Source organism: Streptomyces sp. NBC_00178 (assembly GCF_036206005.1).
Lineage (GTDB): Bacteria > Actinomycetota > Actinomycetes > Streptomycetales > Streptomycetaceae > Streptomyces.
This window is the reverse complement of record NZ_CP108143.1, coordinates 7,257,326-7,282,346: the sequence shown is the minus strand read 5'-3', so window position 1 is coordinate 7,282,346 and position 25,021 is coordinate 7,257,326. Positions and strand designations below refer to the sequence as shown.

The window sequence follows — 25,021 nt, the reverse complement described above, 5'->3', positions numbered from 1 at the left end:
GCGATTGGAGCGGTTGGATGGGCGGTGACGTCCGTTCCGACTGCTGGAGGTGTGCTGGCTGAGCCTGTGCGGGCGCGCAGACTGACCGACCAGGAGGGGCGGAAGCTGCAGCAGAGCGTGCGCCGGGGGGAGTACAAGTTCGGTGCGCTATCGGCGGGCGATGATGCTGCTCGCGTCCGCCGGCGGCAACCGTGTCCCGATGATCGCCCAGCTGGTCCAGGCCGACGAGGACACGGTGCGGGACGTGATCCACCGGTCCAACGAGATCGGCCTGGCCTGTCTGGACCCTCGATGGGCAGGAGACCGTCCCGCCTACTCACCTGTGACGACGAGGACTTCGTCGTTCAGACGGCCACCACCCGACCCGTTAAGCTCGGCCAGCACTTCACCCGCTGGTCGCTCCGCGAACCCGGCGCCTACCTGCGCCGCGTTCACGGACGCGTCATCCGCATCGGCCGTGAAGCCTCACGGTGCCTGCTCCAGCGCCGCGGCATCACCTTCCAGCGCACCAAGACCTGAAAGGAGTCGCCCGACCTTGAGCGCGACGCCAAGCTCGACCGCAGCGAGCACGTCCTGGAGCACTTCCCGGACCGTATCTTCGCCTTCGATGAGTTCGGGCCCCTGGGGATCCGGCCCACCGCAGGGTCCTGCTGGGCGAAGCAGGGCAAGCCCGACCGTCTGCCGGCGACCTACCACCGCACCCACGGCCTGACCTACTTCCACGGCTGCTACGCCGTCGGCGACGACCGGTTGTGGGGCGTCAACCGTCGACGCAAACGGCGCCGCCAACACGCTGGCCGCGCTGAAAGCGATCCGCGCCGCCCGGCCTGACGACGCACCGATCTACATCATTCTGGACAACCTCTCCGCCCACACCGGCACGGACATCCGCCGCTGGGCGAAGAAGAACAAGAGTGAGCTGTGCTTCACCCCGACCTATGCGTCCCGGGCCAACCCGATCGAGGCGCACTTCGGCCCGCTGCGGCAGTTCACCCTGGCGAATTCGAACCACCGCAGCCATCCCGCGCAGACCCGGGCCCTGCACCGCTACCTGCGCTGGCGCAACGCCAACGCCCGCCACCCCGACGTCCTCGCCGCACGACGCGAGGAACGCGCCCGCATCCGCAGCGAGAAGGGCATCCGCTGGGGCGGCAGACCAGCCCTCGCGGCGCGATCAAGAACGCTCCACGCCTTCCTCGCTAGAGGCGGCGTGCCGCAACAAACGCTGAACTGGCGGGCGTTGTGAGCAGTTCAGTGGCGTCCAGGGCCGGATGAGTGAGGTAGAACAGACGGAGCTCATCCACTTCGCCCTCCAACGAGGAGGCCAACGAGGCGACAGGGTGAAGTCGTCCAGGACGAGAAAGCCACCGCGAGCCAGCAGCTCGACGACCTTCTCGGGGTCGTCACGCTTGCCTCCGCCGTCGCAGAAGAAAACATCGAAGGGGGCGTGCGGGGGCGTGCTGCTCAAGCAGCAGCAAGCAGCCGCCAGTCACCCGTGAGGACGCTGACGCGGTCGTCGTCCGCGAAGACACCAGCCGCTCGACGCGCAAGCTCCTCGTCACGCTCCACGGTGACCAGGCGGCCACCACCGCCGAGCCCACCGTGCAGCCAGGCGGTACCCACGCCCGAGCCGGCGCCGCTCTCCGCAATGATTCCGTGCGGTTTCGCAGCAGCGGCCAGCCTGAGCAACCTGCCCACCTCAGGGATGCAACTCTTCTTGAAAGCCGCCTCGGAGGCGACACGCTCCGCGGCCACCACGCGAGACGGAACCGCACGCTCTGCCATGATCACGAAACCCCCTTCATCCTGGGCATGACGCAATCCGCCGGCAGAGACGTCCGTACGGAGTTTCGCCTGCCCACACCCGGCGAACCTTCCCGGACAAAGCACCAGGGTTCAGCCGGCCTTGCACGGCTCTTCGGTGCATGCTCGGGTGCTGGCGAGGCGGTAGGAGCCGGTGCCGGTTTCGATGATGGTGCCGTTAAGAGCGGTGCGGAGCATCGGAAGGGCCCGTGGTGGGCGTGCGATGTCCCAGGAGCGCGCTAAAGGCCGTCGAGATCGCCCTCGGCGAGCTACGCCGGGCCAGAGGCTACGAGCGGGTCCTGGCCGCGCGGCCGGCCCGGACGCAAGGGGGACTGCGCGTGGATCTGGGAGCAGGCCGTCACCGACGCCCGGGCGAAGTACACCGCCGAACCCGGCCGTGACGACTACGACGCGGATCGGCCCGCCACGTAGTGAAGCAGTGCTCCCGTTGCGTCTCGTCACGGCGGGCCCTCCTTGGGGGCGCGCAGTGCCTCGGTCGCGCCGGCCTATGGGATGTAGCGGCGAAAGCCCATTCTGGTCCCCCGCCCGGCGCAGCTTCACGAGGACGACCTGGGAACGAGTGGACATGGACGCGGGCCGTCACCGAGGCCCACACCCTGCACGCCGCCGAACTCGACCGGGACGAGCACGAGGCGTAGCCGCCAGCCTCGCAGCCGGAGTGCGGAGGCCTACCGTCAGGTCACAGCCTGGTCGCCGGTCCACATCTCCGCGACGGGTCGGAGAAGAAGGCCGGCGCAGCGCCCTCGCTTCCCCGAGACCACGCCCAACACCAGCCCCCCAGAGCAAGGCAGCCAGGGCAAGAGGGGAAGTCCGAGCACTCACCACGCGAAAACTGATGTCTGACCCGCGGTTGGGCACAGGTCGGCCCTCGACACTTGTCAGTCATAGCGTCGGTCGTACTCCCGTGTCGGGCACCCGCGCCACCCACTCACCAGAGTGGCTACTGCCCTGGGTGCCACTACCGGCGCCAGAGCCTCTGGCGACCGTGCCGCGCTCCGGGCGGCAGGAACTCGAGGACCAGGCGTGTCCGCGGTTCGGGCCCGCTGAGTGCCGGCGCTCCCCCGTGTGCCAGGGTGCCGGAGGCGGGAGGCTGGTGTCTGGTACCAGTGACCGAGCTCCCGCCCCGGGCATCCGCGCAGCGGATGCCCTTCGTGCCGCCGCCGTCCGGGTCATGTCGCGTCGACCGGGTGTGCGCCGTAATGAGGGTTCGACAAGAAAAGCTTCCAGTGACGCAGGGTGCCGCGGCATCGACGTGGTGAGGAGCCGCACCCGCCCCTGACCTGCCGTGGTGAGTCGCCGGCCGGAAACTCACCACGACCCCAAGGGTCTACTCACCTGGATTGCTCACGAGTCGTGGCTCCGGCTCAACTCATTGGTGCCGCCCACACCCAGTTCACTCAACCGGGGGGCCCACGCATAGCGGCGCCTGCCAGTGCGAGGGTCAGGTGGTGGTGTGTCGCTTGGCGATGGCCAGGATTACGAGGGGCGGTACTGCTCCCATCACGCCCTGGAGCGGTAGTCCCTGCCGTGTTGCCAGCTGAGAGAACTCGATGGCGCTGCCCGAAGTCACAGTCGGTGTAAGCCATACACCGAGCGGAAACAGCACAGTCAGCAGAGCCGTCCAGGCCCCGCTGACAGCAGTACGAGGACCTGCGGGACTACCGAACACCATGCGCAGGACCCCGAGGACGAGGAGTACACCCGCGAGACCGAAGAAGACCGCGATCAGGCTTCCACTATCGCGGATCAACAGCAGCCCCGCTGCGGTGAAATACCACAAACCGCCGACAAGGCACACAAAGAGCTCGTAACACAATCTTGGTGAAACGTGCTGGCTGACCGTGATCAGTGTGAAGATTCGACCGTTCGTGATGGCGTGAGTACTCGACCGTGGGTCGTGGACGATGAGTTGTGGGCGCTGATCGAGCCGTTGTTGCCTCCGTGGCCGGAGCGGTCACCGGGGCCTCGGCCGGTGTCGGACCGGCTCTGTCTCCAGGGCATCCTGTTCGTCCTCTACAACGACATAGCGCGGCAACTCCTGCCCATGGAGCTTGGGTTCGGCTCGGGACAGACGTGCTGGCGCCGCCTGGACCGGTGGCAGAAGGCGGGGGTTTTCGACCGGCTGCACCGGGTCCTGCTCGGGGAGCTGAACGCGGCCGGCGAGCTCGACTGGTCGCGGGCTTGCGTGGACGGTTCCCACATCCGCGCGAAAAAGGGGGCGCCGGCACCGGTCCGTCGCCGGTCGACCGGCGGAAGACGGGCAGCAAACACCACCTGATCTGCGACGGACGCGGCACCTCGCTCAAAGTCATCACCACCGCGGCGAACGTCAACGACATCACCCAGACCCTCAATCTGGTCGACGGCATCCCGCCCGTCGCTGACCGGCCCGGCCGACCGCGACGGCGCCCCGAGGCTGTCCTGGGCGACAAGGCATACGACTCGAAGGCCGTACGCCTGGAACTGCGGCGCCGCAGGATCCTGCCGGTCATCTCCCTCAAGGGTGCCCCGAACATGGAGGGCCTGGGCAAGCTCCGCTACGTCGTCGAGCAGACGTTCGCCCTGCTCCACCAGTTCAAACGTCTCGCCGTCCGATGGGAACAACGCATCGAACTCCACGACGCCGTGGTCTCGTTGGGCTGCAGCCTCATCTGCTGGAGACGTCTGAAGAAGTTCGGATCATGAATTGGCGCTGCAGTTCTAGGAGTTACGGATCACGATCGAGTTGGCGTATGACGCAAGATCCTGGACCCAAACCTGCAGACGCCGCCTCCTGAGCATGTCCAGGAGAGGGAGGGTGTGTCGGTAGGTCGCTGACCAGGTGATGTCGGTGCCGCCATGGAGGGCTCGGGCCAGGTCCACAGACCCTCGATGAGAGGTGAACAGTCCTGCGGCCTGTTCGTAGCTGAACCGCTGGTCGGGAAACCATCTCGACGACGCGCTCGCGGTAGCACACACGCCCAGTAAGGGAACGGATGGTGCGCTGGTCATCCACGCGTGCCGGCCGGTCGACTCCGGCAGGTACATCCCACTCGACGTCGGCGTAGGCGGACCACAACGGCCAGGATTCTGCATCCAGGAGCGCCGCGTAGGCGACGGCGGGGGGCGCCGATGAGTGCGAAGAAGCAATAACAGCGAGGGACGACACCCCAAAAAGGGTAGACCGCGTCTCACCATGCTCGCGTTACGAGCTCTACGGCAGGTCGAGTGCGGCAGAATAGATGAACAACGGGACCCCCGAGTCGTCGTTGAGACAGATATCTCGGTCAACAGCACGGGAGTCCCGTTCACTGCGCGCTTCGCAGCCGCCACCCGTTCGGTGGCCAACTCGCAGAAGCCCCATTAGCGCGGCCGAGACGAAGGAGGTGGCCACGACGGCGCGGTCAAGGCCGGCACCGTAGATCAGCACCCAAATCAACCTCAACCCCCACAGCACTCAGCAAGGCCCCAGAATCCTCGGGCGATTCAGCCTACTCATCGAGGCTCCGTCGCCGCTGTTACGAGGGCACCAGCGGATTCCTGTGGTGCGATGCAGTTCAGCAGAGAACGGTCTTGTCGTACTGGCCGAGGACGCCCTCGTATATGTACAGCTTCTGCGTCCCGGCCGACATCACGTAGCAGTTGCTGTCGCCGGCGTAGTCCACCAGAACCTTCACGCTCATAGTTTTTCCGCAGTTGTTCGAGAGCAGGACATCGAAGCCGGCGGGGGTCTCGGTGACATACCGGCCTATACACGAAGGGGCCGTGGTTGCCGTCACGGATACTCCAGCCGCGGACGCGGCCGGAGCCGAGAACAGCAGGGCTCCAATGACTGTCAGTGCAGCAGCACCGTAGGAGGCCATCCGGCTTCTGCGCATAAGTTTTACCGTCACTTTCATTCGGATACGAGCGACACATGGTTGCGGGAGTGCGCGCCGCTACAACCCTGCGCGCAGAGAATGACTGACTGCATCGTGCATGTGATTCGTTCGATGCAGGTACTGCTGCTGCAATAACGGTGCCGACGAGTTTGCACAGGAATGAGAATTCTGGACCTGGCAGGGTAGAGAGCTGACCCAGGTCGGCCTGTTGTCGGCATTCGCTCGCGAAACAGTGCACCACCGCTATGGTGACCCGTTCCGCGGGCACGACCAGTGCTAGGAGGGCACCGACCTGTAGTCGCAAACGATATCCGCCCCGTTCCAGCACGCTTCAACGCCGACTACAGTGCCGGAGAAGGTTCGGTTTCCACACCCGGCAGCTGATCCGTTTCCGTCACCGACCTTGACCGGAGATCCGCTACTGAAGTAGAAGGTGCCGGATACTCCGACCCCGTCCGCCTCCTTGTCGCAGACCTCAACCCAGTGTCGGTCCGCCCCGACGCCGACGTAGTTCGCAAAAACGGACATTCGCCAGTAGCTCGCTGCCTGAACCGGGAGGGTGGAAGCGATAACGAACAGGCTGGCGCCTGCGAACACGGCAGCAAGCCGGGCGATCACCAAACGAGCACTCTTCATCGGTCCCCAATCAGAAGTCGGTAAAGCGTCCGGTCCGTGGTCTCCTGACAATCCACCACCGGTGTGCGTCCCGGCAAGGGAAGCCCCTCGCCGCATTGAAAGAGGATGTTGCCGGACTCTCCGAACTGGCTAGAAGTGTCTTTCAAGCCAGCTATATGGCCAGTTAAGATGTCACCCGATCGTGCGGCAGCCCTCGTTATGTTTTCCGCGGTTCCGCAACGGAGCCGCTGGCCTCCGGGCGCGGCATGGCTGTGTCCCTCTGTCGAACGCATGGCCTGGGGGGTGGTGTCACCGGGCCCGGGGGTGTTCGTCGGAGACGCTGATCAGAGGTCCGGCCACCATCCGGTCCGGCGCAATGCCGGACAGTTCGCGGGCAGCAGGTCGTCATAACGTGGATGCGCGAGCACGACACCCGGGCCGAGGCCGGCACCCTGAACATCCTTCGGGGAGAGGGAGAGCAACGATGTTCGACACCACCGAGGTGGGCGTCTTCCTGGGTCTGGACGTCGGCAAAAGCGCCCATCACGGACACGGGCTGACTCCGGCCGGAAAGATGGTCTTCGACAAGCAGCTGCCCAACAGCGAGCCGAAGTTGCGGGCCGTCTTGGGGAAGCTGGCCGCGAAGTTCGGCACCGTTTTGGTGGTCGTGGACCAGCCCGCCTCCGTCGGCGCCCTGCCCCTGGCCGTCGCCCGGGACACCGGCTGCAAGGTCGCCTACCTGTCAGGGCTCGCGATGCGCCGGATCGCCGACCTGTATCCCGGTGAGGCGAAGACCGACGCCAAGGACGCGGCGGTGATCGCGGACGCTTCCCGCACCCTGCGCTCGCTCGAAGTCACCGATGAGATCACTGCCAAGCTCACCGTCCTGACCGGCTTCGACCACGACCTCGCCGCAGAAGCCACCCGCACCTCCAACCGGATACGCGGCCTGCTACTGAGGTTGAACTCGTGGGGTCGTAGGGGCTGACTGGTCCTCGCTCCTGCGGTATCACCGGGGTATGCGGTATCCACAAGGGGGCGGGCTGACTGCCGAACGTCAGCAGTTTCGCGAGGAGTTACGGCTCAAGGCGGCCGAGAGGTTCGCCCAGGGCGAGGCGAGCTCGGTGATCGCCAGGGCCTGCGGGTGAGCGTCCGCGCTTCCGTGAAAAGACCCTCTACCCGGGCAGCACCGTCCAGACGGTCACCCCGGACAAGTCAGGCCGCCCCGAGAAGATCAAGGCCACCTCACCCAAGGGCACCATGGTCGACCTCGCGTACTCCTACCTCAACGGGACCAAGGACGGCCGCAAGATCCGCACCAGCACCGACGCGGTGAGCGGCTTCAAGACCTCCTACAGCTACGACAGCGCAGGCCGCTTCTCCTACGCCAAGGAGGAGAAGGGCACCACGCTGAACAGCTCGTGGCAGTACTGCTACGACTTGGCCGGCAACCTCACCTCCCAGGGCGTCGACCCCGGCTGCCCGCGCGGCACCACGTACACGATCAACGACGCCCAGCAGGTCACCGCGAAGAACGGCTCGACGGCGAACTGGTCCTACGACAAGATCGGCAACGAAACCGCCGGCGCCTCGACCCCCGAGGGCACCAGGACCGGCGAGAAATGGTCCGACTACTCCCAGATGACCTCGGTCACCGTCGCCGGGAAGACATACGCCGGGCAGTACGGCTCCACGGACCAGTCCGAGCGGATCAAGCTCGGTGACACGTTCTTCCACAACGGCCCGATCGGCCTGGCCGGCACGTCGACCGCCGGAGTGGACACAGGATTCAACCGTGAACCGGGGGGCACTCTGAACTCCATGACCCGCGGGGGAAAAGCTACTACTACCTGACCGACGCACTCGGTTCGGTGGTCGCCATGGCCGACGAGACCGGCGCGAAGGCCAACAGCTACGACTACAGCCCCCGAGGCGTCACCCGAAGCACCACCAGCGAGACGGTGCCCCAGCCCTACCGGTTCGCCGGCGGCTACCAGGATCCCACCGGCCTCTACCACTTCGCCGCCCGCTACTACGACCCCAACATCGGCCGCTTCACCAGCCCCGATCCCTCCGGCCAGGAAGAGAACCCATACCTCTACGCCGAAGGCGACCCCGTCAATCGCATCGACCCCAACGGTTTGCTCAGCTTCGGGGATGTCACCGGCATTGGGGACTGGGCGAGCCTCACCTACGACACGCTGACGGGTGACACAGAGGGCGCCAACGCGACCAAGATGGGCATCCTTGCCGGAATTGGCGTGGAGAGCCTTTGCATGGCGGGCGCTGCCGCCGGGTCCTTTGCGACTCTGGGGGTCTCGGTGGGCGCGAGACTGACCGGATGCTCGGTCGTGGCTGGGGCTGCCGCCGGGGCGACTACAGCCGCGTACAGCTAATCGACAGAATGGGGGCGGGATCCCTTTCCCGCCCCCATAGGGCAGGAGTTATCAATGCGTCAAGCCGTAAGAGTCGGATCAGCATTCTTAGCATTATGCTGCGGCGCCTCTTTACTCTTCCTGGATATACAAGATGCGGGCGACGGAAACTCCCGCCCAGCGCTCCCCATAATCATCGGAGCCGCGATCTTCATTGGTGGACTCTTTTTCATATTCAAGAGGACTAAGTCATGACTCTTTCCGCGCTAATGCCTCCCTCCACTGCTGGGCTTCCGGTCTGGGGAATAGCTCTCATAATCTTATTTTTCCTTATCGCTGTTATCTTCGTTCTCACACGTCGCCGGAGAAAATAGGCCCGGTAGGGGTCGTGGCGACGGCAAAGTCACGGCACAGTGCTGACGATTTCCATGGCGCTCCGGTCCGCCCGTGTGGGGGGTCTGTCAAATACGCCGGTGTAGCTCGGGTTGTTGAGAGTTACTGTCGGGCTGCGGAGGGTCGGCCATCGAAAGTGACGTCAAAGGCGTTCAGTGTGGTTTTTCAGCGCATGGTCAGAGTGCCTGGCCCGTGCCGACGGGGTCCAGGGGCATGATCGCCATGCAGACGCACTTCAGGGTGGCCTGCTCGAGGAGGAAGTGGCCGCAGGCGGACCGCCCGCTGGATCCGCGCGGAGGGCGTTTTCGCTATCCCGACCCGACTTTCGGAAGGAGAAAGCATGCCTCATGTGGGATGGTCGGTGGAGCAGCGAGCTGCTGTAAAGCGGTATGTGCAGTTCGCCACGTTCTTCGCCGTCGTCGGAGTGCTGTTCTCAGCATTTCTGATCATTTCGGGAAACTCTGGAGGATGGGCCTTGCTGGCGCTTATCGCTTGCATTTGCCTCGTCGGTTACTTCTTTGTTCAAAGAGGCAGGGCGGGCAACCCTGACCGCGATCCTTCGTGATGGGCCACCGACAGAGTCGGTGGCCCATCACGTTGTTGATGACGGTGGTCGGGCTGCTGGACAACGTGACCGGGTGGGGGCTGAAAGCCCCGGTCGTGGTCGCGGATGCGGGTTACGGCGTCAGCACCCCCTTCCGCCATGGCCTGGAGGAACGGGGTTTGTCCTATGTGCTGGCGCACTTCCAGGCCGTCACCAGCGGTTTGTACCCGCGTGAGCCCAGCAGCGCCACGGCAGCGGTATCCGCATCGGGCACGGTCTGCACGATGCCTTCGCTGCCGGCCTCCCGCGCCCGCGCCTGCGTCCAGTCGAGAAGTCCCGCGCCCAAGCCCCGCCCTAACCTCGGGCTTTCACGAACTGGGCGGTCTGCGAGTTGATCACAGCTGGGAGAAGTACTCCTGCCCAGCGGCATCGGGACTTGTCGAGGGTCCGGTTGGGTGCGAGGGGAGGAGCACCCCTCAGGTGAAGCGAGCGTACGATCTTGCCCCGAGCACTCCCTGGTCGCCGTCGCGTGTCCGTCTATGCTCGCAGTGATGAGGTCGCCCGCACGGTAAAGAACGGGACCCGGGGTGCGGTCAGGGTCGTTTGCCTCATCACCATCGCGTGATGGAATCCGCGTAGCCAACCTCGCGGAGTCACCCGAGTAGGTTGTCCGACGGGTGGTCAGAAGAGCGAAAAATGCCCCTGCCCAGCGAGAATGAGGATTGTCTGGGCCCTCGTTCCCGCGCCCGTCGGAGGCACTTTCCAGGTGAGTAAGCGTATCGGGTTGTACCCGCGTGTCCGCGTCGAGGGTGGTGGCCGCGGGGCGGTCTCGCGCCGGGGCGGTGCTGCTGGTCGAGACGGTCCGTACGTCCGGCCTGGACACCGCGATATCGGCGGCAATGGCGCCGTGGCGCAAGCCGCGAACGGTGCACGATCCGGGCAGGATCCTTCTGGATGTGGCCCTGGCCGTCGCGCTGGGCGGAGACTGCCTGGCCGACATCGGCATGCTGCGGGCCGAGCCCGAGATGTTCGGCCCGGTGGCCTCCGATCCGACGGTCTCCCGTCTCGTCGACGCTCTCGCCGCAGCCGGGCCGAAGGCGCTCACCGCGATCCGGTCGGCGCGGGCAGGAGTACGGTCGCGGGTCTGGGAGTTGGCCGGTGCGGACGGTCCGGCCGCCGACGGCACCGTGATCGTGGACATCGACGGCGTGCTGGTCCTGGCGCACTCCGAGAAGCAGGACGCCACCGCGACCTGGAAGAAGACCTTCGGCCATCACCCGCTCGTCGCGTTCGTCGACCACGGCCAGGCCGGTTCCGGAGAGCCGGTGGCTGCCCTGCTGCGGCCCGGCAACGCAGGCTCCAACACCGCCACCGATCACATCGAAACCACCCGGCTCGCCCTGGCCCAACTGCCCCGACACCTGCGGCGGGGCCGGCAGACGTTGATCCGCACCGATTCCGCCGGCGGTACCCATGCCTTCCTCGACTGTCTCTCCCGGCCCGGCCGGTGGCTGTCGTATTCCGTCGGAATGACCATCACCGACGCCATCCACCAGGCTGTCCTGAAGATTCCGAAGAAGGCCTGGGTCGCGGAGATCACCGACATGCCCGACCTGAGCACGTGGCCGATGGGGATGCGGCTGGTCGTCCGCAAGGAACGGCCTCACCCCGGCGCCCAGTTGCGCTTCACTGACCTTGACGGGCTTCGGCTGACCTGCTTCGCGGCCAATACAAAAGGCGGCCAGCTCGCCGACCTCGAACTGCGTCACCGCCGCCGGGCCCGCTGTGAGGACCGCATCCGAGGCGCCCGCGACACCGGCCTGCGGAATCTGCCCCTGCACGACACCGCCCAGAACCGGATCTGGCTGGAGATCGTCTCCCTCGCACTCGACCTTCTCGCCTGGATGCCGATGCTCGCTCTGACCGGCGCCACCCGCCGCTGGGAACCCAAGAAGCTCCGTCTGAGGCTGTTCTCCGCCGCCGCCCAGCTCGTGAGCGCCGGCCGACGCCGCTGGCTCCGCTTCACTACGCGATGGCCCTGGACCGACGAGATTACCCGGGCAATCGATCGGCTCAAGGCCCTGCCGAGCCCCGGCTGACCAGCCACACCGACCACCCCAACAATCCGCACCACCACACCGGAGCAGTGGAACCCCGGCGCTCACCCGACGCGACACTCGGGCTGTTGGCCTGCCCACCCTCAGCCACCGAAAGCGAAACGGTCCGCCGACTCCGTCGGCGGACCGTCAAGAAAGATCGAGGCTAGCAAAGGCGTTGGGCGTGTCGGTGGGTGATGAGGCAGGTGGCGAGGCCGAGAAATGCTTCGTGAATGTCGTCGCGTCTGTCCAGTGCGTGAGCTCGGGCCGGCGGACGACCACTCCGCCCGGCCACACGAAGTACGGACGCGCCCCGCAAACAGCCGCAAGGCCCCTCCCGCACCCAGTGCAGGAAGGGTCTTGCGGTTTCCAGGCCAGCGCTACAGGCCCCGATCCCTGTTCCACCGGCTCACGCTCATCGCGTACACGACGTTCCCGATCCCCATCGTGAACATGAACAGCCAGAAGTGGACCCAGAACGATTGACGCCGCCGCCGGCTACCGAAGCCGCCGGCGATCGCCGTCGCCGAGGCAGATGACGAAGCCGCCACGTTGTTGTTGATGATGATCGGAGGCATCCCGGGCTGGGGGACCTGGGAAGGCTGCTGATCCGGAGCTGTCGTCATGACGATTCCTCTGTGCGAAGTGCAGGGTGCGGACGCAAGGTAAAGCCGCACCACTGATCACCGACGCGGAACCGCCTCCATGTCACCCGGTAGAGGGCGCGCGGGCCTCGGTCGCGAGCCTGCTCACTTCCCGGGTCGGACTTCTTGCGCGAGACCGAGTGGACGAGGCTACGAGCCTGACCCGAGTCTCGCCCAGTGAAGATCATTTACGGGACAACCCTTAGGCATGCCCGGATATCGTTCGCCAGTAAGTAAGTGAACAGTGTCTGTTCGAGGGTGGGGACCTGATGGTGCGAAAGAGTGGGCGAAGACTGGTGTCGGTGGTGGCGCTGCTGTCGGCGATAGGACTGACCGCAGGGTGCGGGGACAGTGCCAAGCCCGTCGACGCCGGGAGAAAGCCGGGGCTGGCGACGAGCACGGCAGCCGGCAAGGCGGGGGAGCACTCCGAACCGCTGACTGCTGCCGAGCTGAAGGCGGCACTGCTCACCGCAGACCAGACCGTCGGTTTCGAAATCACGGAAAGCAGTTCGCGCGACGGGGCTGAACCGGACTCCTCTTTCGACGCTAAGGAGACCGTCTCCCCGGAGGGCTGCCAGCTCGTGAAGGAGGCAACCGGGGGTGACGGTGGGGAGGCCGCCGCGGCCTCGTCGATCATGTACCGGGCGGGGACCTCCATGGCTCCTAGGAGCACCAACCTGATGAGCTATTCGGAAGGGGCTGCTCGGGCCCGCATGAAGCAGTTGCGCGAGGCCCTCGGGACATGCGGCCGGTTCAGCTTCAGCAACACGTTCGGAAAGGCGTCCGTCACGACCGAGGCGCTAGATGCCCCGGACCTAGGGGAGAACGCACTGCGGTACCGGACCCTGTCCCGGTTGGACAACGGAGGCTTCGCCTGGAAGCTGGTGACCGCGGTACGGGTCGGAGGCGTCATCGCTACGATGAACGTCCTGGACACCACCGGGCCTATGCCGCCCGAGAAACTCGCCGCGTTCAAGCCGGACCCGGGCCCCGACGAGGCGGTCATCGCCACCCTCATCGCGAACGTCACCAAAGCCCAGAGAACCTGAACTCAAGCACGGCTCGCCGCATGCCCCAACTCGTGGCACGCATCCGCATTGTTGCAGCAGTCCGGCTCCAGCTGCCCCGAAGCTGGATTGCTCGCCCGTAAGACACCTTCGCTCGGCGGACTGCGAAGTCTGACCAGCATGCAATCCGCCACGCCCGAAGCTGCCCGAAGCTGCGTCCCGTGCGTACACGTCGTTGGCCAGACAGGCCAACGAGCCGCTCAGTCACAATCCGAACCGCATTTGTTCCACGCCCCAGTGGCAGGAAGCACTACGAACCCGGAACGCAGGGAAGGCCCGAACCCCAGGAGCTCCTGGGGTTCGGGCCTTCCCTGGTGTCAGAACGCCAGGTCACGGTTGGTGGGGGCGTAGGCCAACGGTGGTGAAGACGCCGTGGCTCGGGAGGGGGAGCCGGAAGGTCGCGCCACTCGTGACTGCAGGCAACGCCTATATGGATGGCTCAGCTAGTGCCGCGTCAGGCAACGTTTGCCCTGTCGACGACGGCTTGTAGGTGCTGGTCGTCGGCATGGCGGTTTCGCCAGATGATGTAGCGGCGGATCATGCTGCCCTGTTCCTTGTGGTCGGCGCGGTCCGTGCCGTCCAGGGTGAAGTAGCGCAGGGCCGTGAACTGGGCCTCGATGCGGTTGAGCCAGGAGCTTGGTCGGTGTGTAGGCGATCTCGACGTTGTTCGCGGCAGCCCAGATGCCGACCCGTTGACACCTCTTCGTGGTCAGGTGCGGGGAGAAGTTGTCGGCCACGATCGCGATCCTGACGTCGGCCGGGTAGAGGCTGCGCAGGTAGCGGCAGAACTCCAGGAACTGGGTGCGAGGCTTGACCGGTTGATGTGGCCGTAGAGCTTGTCCTTGGACAGATCCGGAGCGGCGAACAGGTGCCGTACCCCGCCGTAACGGTTGTGTCGCTCGCCGCCGCCGGCGCGGTTCGCGATCGGGATCCTTGTGCTTGCCGCCGCCCTCGGCCCACTGCCGCCCGGGCGGGGCATCAGGTTGAGCGACCCGAACTCGTCCATGCAGAAGATGACTTCGGGTTCGTCTTCCTCAGGTATGACCTCGCCGTCGGCGATCGCGTACAGGTGCTCGACCCGCGCTTTCTTGGCCGCGTAGTCCGGATCGCGTGAGGTCTTCCAGGTCTTCAGGCGTTGAAAAGAGACGCCCTCCTCGCGGAGCAGGATGCGCAGGCCCTCGTGGCTGATGTCGTCGACCACCCCCTCGGCGACCAGGAAGTCCGCCAGCTTGGACAGGCTCCAGGTCGAGAACGGCAGGTCGTGCTCGGTCGGCTTGGACTTCGCGATCTTCTTGATCTCACGGCGCTCCGGCAGTGTGAACGTCTTCGGCCGGCCACCGGAGTACTTCTGATACAGAGAGTTGAAGCCGTCGGCGTTGAAGTTGTGGATCACATCCCGGACCCTGTCATCGCTGGTGAACGACACCTCGGCGATCTTCGCGACCGGCATGCCCTGCGCGGACAGCAGCACCATCTGGGCGCGCCGCCAGGTCACTACCGACCCGGTGCCTCTGCGGATAATCCGCAGCAGTCGCCGCCCCTCATCGTCATCGATCTCTCGGACACGCATCCGTTCGGCCATGCGCACATCCTGGCAGTGACCGGGACCTGGGACGGCGCTGCGGTTGCTTCACATCGCTCGGCGTTTCCTCAGCTCAGCGAGCCATGCCCGTACCTGTTCGTCGTCGTGCAGGTAGTCGCCGCTCTCTCCCGCGGGGAGATCGATTCCGTAGAGGCAGTTCAGTGCCCACCAGGACAGGTCGTCCCAGACGATCCCGTCCTCCACCACCCACCTCGCCGCCCAGCGGTCAGCCTCGTCCCGAGGCAACCGACCCGCGACAAGCTCAACGAAGCGATCTTCGATCTCATCAAGAGTTGGCTGGCCGTTGACATCCATGCCCTGACCGTACCGGCAGGGCAAACGTTGCCTGATGCGGCACTAGGCACGGCTCGACGTCGGAGACCTTCGTGGTGCCGGTGACAGCGAAGCGTCGTTGGACTTGGTCGCTTAACGGGCCGACGAGTGTCAGTGTCCTTCTGAGGCGGATGGCGAGCAGGTGCTCGAGCAGATGAGCGTCGCAAAAGGCCAGACCGGCCAGGTCGGCTGTCACCGGATTCCTTGAGGCCATGGCTTCGCCGAAGACGGCTGCCAGCCGCTCGTTCGTATCCGGGCCGGCGCTCCCCCATGGGGCTATGACGAGCGCCCGGGGGGGAGGGATAGCGGGTACTGATCACCATCAGTTCTTCAGGTGCTGGACGGGCGGAATGCACCCTTCCAGGATCCCACCCCACGCCCTGCCCGGAGCGCGGGGGCAGGGTGGTGGAGGGCAGGACAGGGGTGTTGGGTGCGGCCGTTCAGTCCGTGGTGGCCCCTTTGGCGGTGCGGCGGTATTCGGCGTTGATGCGCTGTGCTTCTTCGAGCTGGTCCTCGAGGATGACGATGCGGCAGGCCGCCTCGATCGGGGTACCGCCGTCGACGAGTTCACGGGCGCGAGCGGCGATGCGCAGCTGGTAGCGGGAGTAGCGGCGGTGGCCGCCCTGTGAGCGCAGGGGGGTGATGAGTTTGGCTTCGCCGATGGCGCGGAGGAAGCCCTGGGTGGTGCCCAGCATGGCTGCGGCGCGGCCCATGGTGTAGGCGGGGTAGTCGTCGTCGTCGAGACGGTTGAACGAGTCGTCTGCTGTCACTTGCACCTCTTCTGCGGGAACGCGTGGAGGGGCCCCGGTGCCATGTTGCACCGGGACCCCAAAGGAACTGCTACACCATCTGCCGGCCCTGAACGTGTGCCGGCCTGTTGTTTCCGCGTACCCGACCTGAATGCTGGGGTCGGGGGTGCGGGGATCGGGGTTGCTTGACCGGAGACCACCTCACTATCGATGTCCTGCGGTACCCGGACTCGCGTGGTGTCCGGGCGATCCTGATGGTGCCTCAATCCTCCGTTCATCCCTCTGGGATCACTGACTTGCTCACCTGCTGGTCCTGCTTTTCTGCGTACTGCTGGTACGCGAACTGTGATGCGTACTACTGGGTGGCCTGTGACAGCGCCACCCTTTCGGCAGCCAGCCCCGTCGCCCGTCCTGCCACTGCTCTGGCTTGGAACCCCACTGCCGAACCTCCCGATGCGCGCGCCCGCAGCCGACGCCTTCACCGAGGTACCGCTTACTCACTGCACTGCTGGTACTGCGAACTGCACAAGCCGGTACTGCTACCGCGTCAACTGCGGTCCTGCTCATGGTGGCCCCTGATCACTGCGGGCCGCCCGGTCCGGTCGTCAGTCCCGTCGCCGTCCTGCAACAACCCTGGCTTCGAAACTCCACCACCGCACCGTCCTGCGAACTGCACCTACCTGTACTGCGGGTATTGCTGCCGGGCAGTTCGTCTCTGCCCGGCCCTGCTGTCCTTCTGGCTACGAGAGAAACCATAACCGCACCACCACCTGATGTCTACTCTGGTCAGGATAGATTTTCGCCCTTCGGTCAGCGAGGTAGTCGTCCTCCCGGCGAACAGGACCCAGGGTTGCTCGCTGCCGGGCGGCAGATGCCCCAGACCACTCAACCTCCCTCGGGCCAGTCAGGCTCGCGGCCCAGGAGCCGGGGCTCGCAACCCCGGCCTTCCCCTCCGTTCACAGCGCGCCCCCACACCACACCCGGCCCCCCGGCAGGGCGGGGCAGGTGCCGAGGCGCGGGGAAATCGCGCGGCGTCGTCACCCCGCGCGTCATTCACCAGGGCTGGGCGGCCGGCCCGATCGTGAACTCGTCGACGGTGGTGTCGGCAGGCAGGTCGAGCGCGTAGGCCACGACGTCGGCCACCCGCTCCGGCGCGATGCCGTACCGGTCGTACACCGCCTGCGCGCCCTCGGCCGTGTCCCTGTCGCTGATCACGCCCAGCAGCTCGGTGTTGATGGCCGCGGGGTAGATCGTGGCGGTGCGGATGTTGGTGCCCTCGGCTGCGGACTCCATCCGCAGCACCTCCATGAAGTCGCGCACGAACCACTTGGTTCCGCCGTACACGGCCCCGCCCGGGTATGCCTTCAGGCCCGCGACCGAGGAGGTGGTCAGGACGTGGCCGGCCTTCTGCCCGATGAACGTCGGCAGCACCGCGGCGACGCCGTTTGAGTACACCGGTGATGTTCATGTCGACCATCTGGTGCCACTGCTCGGTCTTGAGTGCCGAAAGCGGGCTGTTGGGCATGAGGCCGGCGTTGAGGAAGATCGCGTCGAGGCGCCCGTAGGTCTCCTTGGCCAGCTGCACGAGCGCTTCGTCGTCCGCCTGCCGGGTGACGTCGATCACCCGGCTGACTGCCTCGCCGCTGGCGGCAGCGATCTCCTCGACGATCCGCTCCAGCCGGTCGTGGCGTCGAGCGCCGAGGACGACCTTGGCTCCCCTTGGCAGCCAGCAGCTTCGCGGTCGCCTCACCGATCCGCACCGGTGATGACGACGACTTTCCCCGGAATGTTTGATGCCCATTACATTTGCCCTCTTCTTCGCTTCCCCGCCGGGCCGGCTCTTCGGCGAGCCAGGGGCAGGGGGTGTTCACGATCAGACGCACGTGCGGCGCGACACCGTCGAGTCCGCCGGCCGTAAAAGCGATACCGGGAGGGTCCGTCAGGCCCCCCAGGAGACGCACTCCCTGCCGTACCGTTGATCGTGCGGGCGGCTGACTGCCTGCGCATTTCGAGAGGCGGCCATGGGTACGGGCCATGGGTACGAAGGACGGCATCCGTGAGTTCCTCATCGCGAAGCGGGCTAGCATCACCCCCGAGCAGGCCGGGCTCGCAGCCGGTGACTCCGAACGACGCGTGCCGGGCCCGCGGCGGGAGGAAGCCGCGGTCCTCGCCGGTATGAGCCCGGACTACTACACCAAGCTCGAACGCGGCAGCACGAAGCTGCGCACCGCTTCCGACGGTGTGCTCGACTCCATCGCCCGCGTGCTGCAGCTCACCGATGTCGAACGCGAGCACCTCAACACGCCGGCCCGAGGCACTGCCGCGCCGCGTCTGGCCACGCCGGTTCAGAAGGGCCTGCGGGAATCGATGCACCGGGTGCTCGACAGCCTGGCGGTACCCCCGGCCTACAACACCCACCAGGACGTCATCGCCACGAACCTGCCCGGGCGGGCGATGTTCGCCCAGCTCTTCGACAGCGACAGCCTCGCCCGGTTCACCTTCCTGGACTCCCGCGCGGAGCAGTTCTTCGCCCACTGGCCGCTGGCGTGCAGCCTGACCGCGGCGATGCTCCGCTTCCAGGTCGGACGCGACCCCCCGACACCGGCCTCACAGCGCTCGTCGGCGAGCTGTCGACCCGTAGCCCGCAGTTTCGACAGGACTGGGCCGCTCAGGACGTCCACGAGCACCGCACCGGCCAAAAAAGCCTACTGCCACCCCGAGGCCGGCACCCTCGACGTCTCCTACGGCGTGCTCGAGATGCCTGGCGAGCCCGGGACCTCCATCACCACATACACAGCCGAGGACGGCAGCCCCACGACGGAGAAGTTCCCCATACTCACCAGGTGGGCCGCTGCCCGGAACCCGGCCTCGGGGCATGGCGGTTACCACCAAGCCGGTACGCCAGCGATCATGGGTCCCGGCCCGGGCAGCCGGACCGCGCAGACCGGTACACCGCCCCCTCACAGTCCGCCGCTGCGAAACGAGGCCCGCCCGAAGGACCCGAACGTCACGATCGCCGCGCAACTGGTCGCCCACGGCTACAACATCGGCTACACCCCGCTCATGGGCGACACGGACCCGCTGAAGTACGGCAGGCTGTCCCACGTCGACCAGACATACCCGCGACTGGCGACGTACCGGGCCGCGAACGCCACCCTCACTGAGCACCAGGCGCCCATCCCGCCCGCCAAGACCCGGGGCGGGGACTAGGCCGCCTCGGTGGACAGGAAGCGGTACATCGTCCCCGTACCATCGCTGTACGCGCGGCCGCACCCGAAGTACTTCGGGTGCCGAGGCGACACGACCCGCCACGACATGCCACGACATGCTCAACGACCAGGCCGCCGGACTCGGTGGGAAGGGCCGAGGAAGTCCTGGGGGAAGGCGTAGGCTGGCACGCTCCAATGCCACGCCTGTTCGAGTTCTGGGCGCCACCGGACTGCCTCACCATCCGGTGGGCAGTGCTGAGGAGTTGTACGAGCAGGCTCCGTGCGGGTATCTGTCGACGCTGATGGACGGCACCAGCGCGTAGATCAACACCACCCTGCTGGAGTGGCTGGGCCTGGAGCGGTCCCGGGTGGGGCGGATGCGGTCGCCGATCTGCTGACGGTGGGCGGCAAGCTGTATCACGAGACGCATTTCGCGCCGCTGTTGCAGATGAAAGGTGGTCCATCGTCATCCCCGCAGGACGCGGGGCCGGTGACGGAACCGACCGATCTCCTGCGGTCGCTCCTGGCCGCCTCGATCTCCACCACCACGCTCAGGATGACTGGCAAATAGCTGATGGGGGGGGCGGCGCCCGGCAGACCGCCCGCTGTTCCCGGAAGCTCAGCCAGGCCCTCTCCGGCAGGCTTTCGCCTTCGGTTCAGCGGCACGGCGCCGCTGCTCCAGCGCTTGGTCGCGGGCGGCCTGAGGGTGGTAGGGGGCGTCTCTTTCATCCGCGGGACATCCACTGTCTCGGTGAGGTTCGGCGATCGCGGGCGCGATCAGTGAGCGACGCGCCACAGCAGCGACGCGACCATGGCGCACTGGCGTCTGCGGCCCTTCGTCGGCGAATAGCCGAGTTGGGCGCTCAGCAAGGTCAGGCGCTCCTGCAATGTCGAGTGGTGGACATCCAGGGCCGTCGCTGCCTGGCGCAGGCTGTCGTCGTTCTGGAGCACTGTCTGGATGGTCTCGATAACCCGTGGGTGGCCGCTGAACAGGTCGTCGAGGCGGCGCACGTCTTCGAGTTCGGCTGCTTCCGCGGGCGTGAACCGCTCCACGAGCGCTGCGAGTGCGCTCAGGTCGTCGTACCTTGCGACCGAGGATACGACCCCGCCCGCCGGGCCCGAGATCCGAAGCGCAACCCGTGCCTGCTCCCTGCGCGCGGCAGGTCAAGCGGAACAGGGGCTGGCAGTTGTGGTGTCGGTCGAGTCGCCGACCGTCAAGACCCGGCCCTGCTGCGGCACACGCCGTTCACTGCCCGCACGGGCGGAGCAGGCCGTGCAAAACGAGGCTGGAGAGTGTATCGGCCATGTCGTTGCGATCCTGCTGCGCCACCGGTGCGGCAGTGGGGTTGAGGCGGTCGGCGACGGGGGCCTGGGCGAGGGCCAGCGCGGGTCCGGTGATGGCGGTGTACAGGACGTGCGGCGGGACTCGCGGGATGCGGCCTACGGCTATGAGGTTGTTGATGGCGGGCTCGATGCTGTCCCAGAACGGTTGGATGAACCGCTGATGCAGGTAGTCCAAGCGGTCGGAGTCGCGTGTGGATTCGTCGGCCAGCAGCCGGTTTTTTGCCGAGGCGTTCGCTGATCGGCGGTAGAGCTGAACGATCACTCCGGTCAGGTGCTCGTCGTCGTCGCCTGACTTGGCCAACTGATGATCGAAATCGTCCTGATCGTCCCGCATCGCGAAGTCCACGACAGTGCGCCAGAAGTTGTCTTTTGACCCATAGCGGTCATTGATGAAGTTGTGGCTGACCTCAAGGCGCCGAGCAAGCTCCCGCACCGTGGTCGCGGCGTAGCCGAGCTCGGCGAAAGTGTCGAGCCCGCGCCGGAGGATCTCACCCTCGTCCAGCTGCGCAGGGGCGTACTTGCCTCGCGCCGGCGACTTCGCGGCCCTGCGATTCCCGTCGACCACTTCTCCACCAATCCGTTCACAGCCATATGCCTGCCGTCGCCACTCCCCCGGATCACCGCTGCCACGGTGCCGCAGCCTTCCCCGCCGATCGCCCGCGCCTGTGAGAAGCATAAGCGACGCACTTGACGCTTGTCAGATCGGCGCTTGACGTTTGTCAGAGGCAGGAGCATGCTTGCCTCGTCAAGCAAATTTCGGCTGACAGATCCAGAAGCAGGAGACAAGGTCATGGGAATACTCGACGGCAAGGTAGTACTCGTCACGGGCACCGGCGGAGGTATGGGTCGCGTCGCCGCTCTGATCTTCGCCCGAGAGGGGGCGAAGATCGTCGGCGTCGACATCCACGCCGCCGAGAACGCGGAAACGGCCGACCTCGTACGCGAGGCCGGCGGCGAGATGACGAGCATCGCGCCGGTCGACCTCACCGACGCGGACCAGGTGCACCGGATGGCCGACGAGGCCGCAGCTGCCTACGGCGGGCTCGATGCCGTCTACAACAACGCGGCCATGATGCGCTTCGGCGCAATGCCCGACTTCTCCATCGAGGACTGGCGCGCGACGGAAGCCGGGGAACTCGACATCCCCTTCTTCGTATCGAAGTACACCTGGCCCCACCTCGTCCAGCGCGGTGGCGGGGTCATCATCAACGTCGCATCGGAGGCCGGGCTGATCGCGGGCTCCACTCCCCCCATGGTCGCCCACACCGCGGCCAACGCGGGCGTCATCGGAATGACACGACAGCTCGCACTCGAGGGCGCACCCCACGGAATCCGGGCCGTGGCCATCAGCCCGGGCCCGGTCCTGACCCCTGCAAGTGACCGGGACCTCGGCGACAACCAGGCTATGAGGGACGCCGTCACCAGCAAGGTCCTCCTCAAGCGCTTCGCGCAGCCCGAGGAGATCGTCGAACTCGCCGCGTTCCTCGCCTCCGACCGGGCGTCCTTCATCACCGGCGCCAACTACCCCGTCGACGGCGGCGCAAGCGCCTGGTAAACCCACCCACACGCACCACCAAGCACACGTCCACCCGAACACAGGAGGATGATGGGCCCGCCCACAGCGCGCCACAAAGCAAGGCTGGAGGGGTGAGACCGACATATCGGTCTCACCCCTCAGCCGTGTTCAAGCGGCACATCACCGCGCTCGACTCGAGAAATCTGCACCCGGCGCTCGACTCGAGACATCTGCACCCGGTCGGCCTGTGCGACACGAGGTCCTCGCCGGTAGTTCGGCAATACCACACTGGGCGATCACAGGCTGATCGGTGAGACAGCCGTGAAGGGCTTCCCGGCCCCGATCCGAGTTGGCAAGCGTTGGGTGGTCGAACGTACGCAGTCATGGACGAACGGCTACGGCAAGATCCACAGGTGCTTCGAACGCGACGGCGAGGTCGTCGATTTCCACCTCCACCTCGCCGCCGCGTTCGTCACCGTCCGCGCGCTGATCCGCCGAGCGCGCAAGCTTCACACCCCCAAGAGCCACCACCAGCCAAGATCACCCAAGGTAACGAAGCACTACCAGGGTCTTTCGTTCGGATCAGGCCCAGCCGGAGCGGGCCCGCGATCCCACGGCGGCGGGACGAGTGCCCGCGGCCCGGCCTGTGGTCCGCGCCGGCCGCGTACCTTCAGCGCAACGTCAGCAAGCCGTTCTGTTCGACCACGTCCAAGGAGAGCGTGCGGTAACCGGCCGTCTCGAACAGCACGGTCAGCCGACGGCCGTCCTGGCTCATCACCGAGCCGTCCCCCCACTGACCGTGCCGGACCCGGGCGCCGAGCCTGAAGGGGTGCGGGGCGTCGTCGGCGCGGCTCACCTCCTGCGGGGCCACCGGTCCACCGGTGCCGGCCAGCAACCCCGCGGCCGCCTTCGGAGCGTCCTGGGAGAGTGCCGCGGCCTCGCAGCGGTCGCAGGAGCCGCAGGACCCCCCGGCTTCCGGTTCCTGCCCGAAGTAGCCGAGCAGGAACCGCCGCCGACAGCCCGTGTGCTCCGCGTAGCCCCGCATCATGTCGACCCGCGATCGCTCCAGCTGCTGGTGTGCGTCACCGAGTTCGACGGCCTTGCGGGCGGCCTCCGCCGGATCGACGGCGCCGGTGGTCTCCAGGTCTCCCGATTCGTTGGTGCGTACCGCTTCGACCTGTTCCAGCAGATTGACGACAGCCGTCAGCCGGCTGGCCGTCAGGCCCGTCTCGCTGCGCAGGTCGCTCGGCCGGACCGGGCCGGCGTGTTCCTGCAGTGTGCCGGCCACCCGGGAGACGATGTCCGGGTCGGGACGTCCGGAGGCGAAGAACCGCTGCATGCCGAGGTCCTGCGACCGGTAGGCGAGGATCGCCCGGGCCGGCTTCCCGTCCCGTCCGGCGCGGCCTATCTCCTGGTAGTAGGCGTCCAGGGAGCCGGGCACCGAGGCGTGCAGCACGAACCGGACGTCCGGCTTGTCGATGCCCATCCCGAAGGCGGAGGTGGCCACCACCACGTCCAGCTCCCCTGCGAGAAAACGGTCGTGCACCGCGCCGCGTTCCCTGGCGGGCAGGCCGGCGTGGTACGCCGCCACGCCCAGCCCCAGGTCGCCCAGCTCGCGGGCGTACTCCTCGGACTCCTTGCGGGTTGCCGCGTAGACCAGCCCGGGCTTGGGTTCAGCGGCGGCGCGTTCGACCACCGCCCGGCGCTTGTCGGCGGCGCTCCGGAAGGCAATGACCTCCAGGTGGATTCCGGGCCGGTCGAAGCCGGTGACCACCTCTCGCACGTCGCGCATGCCGAGCCGCTGGACGATGTCCGCACGCACCGGGGCGGCGGCACTCGCCGTGAGGGCGAGCACCGGCGGGCGGCCGATCCGGTCGATCACCTGGCCCAGCCGCAGGTACTCGGGCCGGAAGTCGTGCCCCCAGGTCGACACGCACTGCGCCTCGTCCACGACGAACAGCGCGGGCCGTGCCGCCGCGAGCTGCTCGACCACCTCGTCCTTGGCCAGCTGCTCCGGGGCGAGGAAGACGAAGTCGACGTCTCCTTCGCTGATCCGGTCCCACACCGCGTCGTTCTCGCCACGGCTCTGGGTGGAGTTCACGGCTGCGGCGCCCGCACCGGCCCGTCTCAACAGGCCGTACACCTGGTCCCGTTGCAGGGCGATCAGAGGAGAGACGACGACGGTGGGACCGGACAGCAGTACCCCGGGCACCTGGTAGACGGCGGACTTCCCTGCGCCGGTCGGCATCACCACGAGAGTGTCGCGCCCTTCCATGACCGACTTCATCGCCCGCAACTGCTCCGGGCGCAGCCGCTCCCATCCGAACACCTTGCGCGCACTGCGCTGCAGTCGCCGGGACAACGCGCTGAAGGTGAACATGGTGCTCCTCGGGGGCTGAGGGATCGGGCCGAGCGGCAAAAGCGCCGTCCGGGTGACCACCGACTACCCCGCGCCCGCCACCTCACGGCACCGAATGCAGCCGATCCCGTCGGCCGGCCTTCAAATGAAGTCAGGCGAAGAGGAGGCACCCCCTGCGGGCCCTCGGGGGCTGGTGTTCTCCGCTCGCCCGGCGACCGCCGGCTCCAGCAGAAACCAGCCGTCGACCTCCACCGCCCGCCGCTCCCCTGGCTGCCACCCACCGGCCAACACCACGTCGAGCAAAGCCCGGGCAGCGCCTGGCTCGTGCAGGTTCAGCGCTGCACCCCTGATGAAGCCCACGTCCCCGGACCCGAATGGGGCCCCGCCCGGGACGTATCGACCGGGACCGGCAGCAAACACAATGCGCAGCGGGCCGCCGGTGCCGACCGGTTGCGGGTACAGGGTCAGGGTTTGACGGCAGTCCACGGACCGGCCCTCGGCGTCCCTTCGG

12 protein-coding genes and 14 pseudogenes are annotated in these 25,021 nt (G+C 66.7%); 14 read left to right on the top strand and 12 right to left on the bottom strand.

Going from position 1 to position 25,021, the window contains the following annotated elements; all coding sequences use genetic code 11:
• Positions 1–54 precede the first annotated feature (54 nt).
• Positions 55–1,171: pseudogene (locus OHT61_RS31935) on the top strand (IS630 family transposase); the annotation flags it as partial.
• Positions 1,172–1,199: 28 nt separating this feature from the next.
• Here the strand turns inward: OHT61_RS31935 and OHT61_RS31930 are convergent.
• A pseudogene (locus OHT61_RS31930) lies at positions 1,200–1,791 on the bottom strand (O-methyltransferase).
• A 1,909-nt stretch (positions 1,792–3,700) separates the two neighbouring features.
• On the opposite strand from OHT61_RS31930, the gene OHT61_RS31925 reads away from it, so the two are divergent.
• Positions 3,701–4,509, top strand: a protein-coding gene (locus tag OHT61_RS31925) for an IS5 family transposase (RefSeq protein ID WP_329042992.1) whose coding sequence is annotated in 2 segments (ribosomal slippage) — positions 3,701–4,018 and positions 4,021–4,509 — 807 coding nt in all. Because the reading frame shifts where the segments join, the coding sequence is not laid out codon by codon here.
• Between the two features lie 851 nt (positions 4,510–5,360).
• Here the strand turns inward: OHT61_RS31925 and OHT61_RS31920 are convergent.
• Positions 5,361–5,486 (bottom strand): hypothetical protein, encoded by a 126-nt coding sequence (locus OHT61_RS31920; protein WP_329042991.1) that lies wholly within the window; start codon positions 5,484–5,486, stop codon positions 5,361–5,363.
• 1,297 nt (positions 5,487–6,783) lie between these two features.
• On the opposite strand from OHT61_RS31920, the pseudogene OHT61_RS31915 reads away from it, so the two are divergent.
• From OHT61_RS31915 to OHT61_RS31910, 3 pseudogenes are all read left to right on the top strand, one after another.
• Positions 6,784–7,266, top strand: a pseudogene (locus tag OHT61_RS31915) (IS110 family transposase); the annotation flags it as partial.
• Between the two features lie 52 nt (positions 7,267–7,318).
• A pseudogene (locus OHT61_RS32625) lies at positions 7,319–7,470 on the top strand (IS630 family transposase); the annotation flags it as partial.
• Positions 7,461–8,695: pseudogene (locus OHT61_RS31910) on the top strand (RHS repeat-associated core domain-containing protein); the annotation flags it as partial. The pseudogenes OHT61_RS32625 and OHT61_RS31910, both read left to right, overlap by 10 nt.
• Before the next feature lie 474 nt (positions 8,696–9,169).
• Here OHT61_RS31910 and OHT61_RS32620 read toward each other — a convergent pair.
• A pseudogene (locus OHT61_RS32620) lies at positions 9,170–9,364 on the bottom strand (IS256 family transposase); the annotation flags it as partial.
• A 43-nt stretch (positions 9,365–9,407) separates the two neighbouring features.
• On the opposite strand from OHT61_RS32620, the gene OHT61_RS31905 reads away from it, so the two are divergent.
• The 3 genes and pseudogenes from OHT61_RS31905 to OHT61_RS31895 all read left to right on the top strand — a co-directional run bounded on the left by OHT61_RS31905 (position 9,408) and on the right by OHT61_RS31895 (position 11,710).
• The gene (locus tag OHT61_RS31905) at positions 9,408–9,632 is read left to right on the top strand and encodes a hypothetical protein (protein ID WP_329042989.1); all 225 of its coding nucleotides are present in this window, start codon (positions 9,408–9,410) and stop codon (positions 9,630–9,632) included.
• Between the two features lie 50 nt (positions 9,633–9,682).
• A pseudogene (locus OHT61_RS32615) lies at positions 9,683–9,808 on the top strand (transposase); the annotation flags it as partial.
• 569 nt (positions 9,809–10,377) lie between these two features.
• Positions 10,378–11,710 (top strand): annotated as a pseudogene (locus OHT61_RS31895) (IS1380 family transposase).
• 377 nt (positions 11,711–12,087) lie between these two features.
• Here the strand turns inward: OHT61_RS31895 and OHT61_RS31890 are convergent.
• A complete protein-coding gene (locus OHT61_RS31890) occupies positions 12,088–12,333 on the bottom strand; it encodes a hypothetical protein (protein ID WP_329042985.1) in 246 nt (81 codons plus the stop codon).
• Positions 12,334–12,653: 320 nt separating this feature from the next.
• Between OHT61_RS31890 and OHT61_RS31885 the strand changes: the two genes are divergently transcribed.
• Positions 12,654–13,400 carry a hypothetical protein gene (locus OHT61_RS31885; RefSeq protein WP_329042983.1) on the top strand — a complete coding sequence of 249 codons (747 nt, stop codon included), beginning with the start codon at positions 12,654–12,656 and terminating at the stop codon, positions 13,398–13,400.
• Between the two features lie 472 nt (positions 13,401–13,872).
• Here OHT61_RS31885 and OHT61_RS31880 read toward each other — a convergent pair.
• From OHT61_RS31880 to OHT61_RS31860, 5 genes and pseudogenes are all read right to left on the bottom strand, one after another.
• Positions 13,873–15,000: pseudogene (locus OHT61_RS31880) on the bottom strand (IS630 family transposase).
• 48 nt (positions 15,001–15,048) lie between these two features.
• A complete protein-coding gene (locus tag OHT61_RS31875; RefSeq protein ID WP_329042982.1) occupies positions 15,049–15,315 on the bottom strand; it encodes a hypothetical protein in 267 nt (88 codons plus the stop codon).
• A 458-nt stretch (positions 15,316–15,773) separates the two neighbouring features.
• Complete coding sequence (locus OHT61_RS31870; RefSeq protein WP_329042981.1) at positions 15,774–16,103, bottom strand: MerR family transcriptional regulator; 330 nt, start codon at positions 16,101–16,103, stop codon at positions 15,774–15,776.
• A gap of 1,032 nt (positions 16,104–17,135) precedes the next feature.
• Positions 17,136–17,537: an SDR family oxidoreductase gene (locus OHT61_RS31865; protein ID WP_329042980.1), complete on the bottom strand. Its 402-nt coding sequence runs from the start codon at positions 17,535–17,537 to the stop codon at positions 17,136–17,138.
• A 49-nt stretch (positions 17,538–17,586) separates the two neighbouring features.
• Positions 17,587–17,883, bottom strand: a pseudogene (locus tag OHT61_RS31860) (SDR family NAD(P)-dependent oxidoreductase); the annotation flags it as partial.
• 233 nt (positions 17,884–18,116) lie between these two features.
• Between OHT61_RS31860 and OHT61_RS31855 the strand changes: the two are divergent.
• The 3 pseudogenes from OHT61_RS31855 to OHT61_RS31850 all read left to right on the top strand — a co-directional run.
• Positions 18,117–18,896 (top strand): annotated as a pseudogene (locus tag OHT61_RS31855) (helix-turn-helix transcriptional regulator); the annotation flags it as partial.
• A 129-nt stretch (positions 18,897–19,025) separates the two neighbouring features.
• Positions 19,026–19,443, top strand: a pseudogene (locus OHT61_RS32610) (Tn3 family transposase); the annotation flags it as partial.
• A 99-nt stretch (positions 19,444–19,542) separates the two neighbouring features.
• A pseudogene (locus OHT61_RS31850) lies at positions 19,543–19,748 on the top strand (histidine kinase); the annotation flags it as partial.
• 320 nt (positions 19,749–20,068) lie between these two features.
• On the opposite strand, the gene OHT61_RS31845 reads toward OHT61_RS31850, so the two are convergent.
• Both OHT61_RS31845 and OHT61_RS31840 read right to left on the bottom strand, forming a co-directional pair.
• Complete coding sequence (locus OHT61_RS31845) at positions 20,069–20,344, bottom strand: helix-turn-helix domain-containing protein (RefSeq protein ID WP_329042978.1); 276 nt, start codon at positions 20,342–20,344, stop codon at positions 20,069–20,071.
• Positions 20,345–20,537: 193 nt separating this feature from the next.
• Entirely contained in the window at positions 20,538–21,200 is a 663-nt protein-coding gene (locus OHT61_RS31840; protein WP_329042977.1) for a TetR/AcrR family transcriptional regulator, read from the bottom strand.
• Between the two features lie 225 nt (positions 21,201–21,425).
• Between OHT61_RS31840 and OHT61_RS31835 the strand changes: the two genes are divergently transcribed.
• Together OHT61_RS31835 and OHT61_RS31830 are read left to right on the top strand one after the other, a co-directional pair.
• Positions 21,426–22,190 (top strand): SDR family NAD(P)-dependent oxidoreductase, encoded by a 765-nt coding sequence (locus OHT61_RS31835; RefSeq protein WP_329042976.1) that lies wholly within the window; start codon positions 21,426–21,428, stop codon positions 22,188–22,190.
• A 249-nt stretch (positions 22,191–22,439) separates the two neighbouring features.
• Positions 22,440–22,658: pseudogene (locus OHT61_RS31830) on the top strand (IS5/IS1182 family transposase); the annotation flags it as partial.
• A gap of 163 nt (positions 22,659–22,821) precedes the next feature.
• Here OHT61_RS31830 and OHT61_RS31825 read toward each other — a convergent pair.
• Positions 22,822–24,531, bottom strand: coding sequence for a RecQ family ATP-dependent DNA helicase (locus OHT61_RS31825; protein ID WP_329042975.1), 1,710 nt, complete (start codon positions 24,529–24,531; stop codon positions 22,822–22,824).
• Positions 24,532–25,021 lie beyond the last annotated feature (490 nt).

Coding starts and splice junctions, on each gene's coding strand:
- OHT61_RS31890 (WP_329042985.1), bottom strand. CDS start 12,333: ATGACGACAGCTCCGGATCAGCAGCCTTCCCAGGTCCCCCAGCCCGGG.
- OHT61_RS31835 (WP_329042976.1), top strand. CDS start 21,426: ATGGGAATACTCGACGGCAAGGTAGTACTCGTCACGGGCACCGGCGGA.
- OHT61_RS31875 (WP_329042982.1), bottom strand. CDS start 15,315: ATGGATGTCAACGGCCAGCCAACTCTTGATGAGATCGAAGATCGCTTC.
- OHT61_RS31920 (WP_329042991.1), bottom strand. CDS start 5,486: ATGAGCGTGAAGGTTCTGGTGGACTACGCCGGCGACAGCAACTGCTAC.
- OHT61_RS31905 (WP_329042989.1), top strand. CDS start 9,408: ATGCCTCATGTGGGATGGTCGGTGGAGCAGCGAGCTGCTGTAAAGCGG.
- OHT61_RS31825 (WP_329042975.1), bottom strand. CDS start 24,531: ATGTTCACCTTCAGCGCGTTGTCCCGGCGACTGCAGCGCAGTGCGCGC.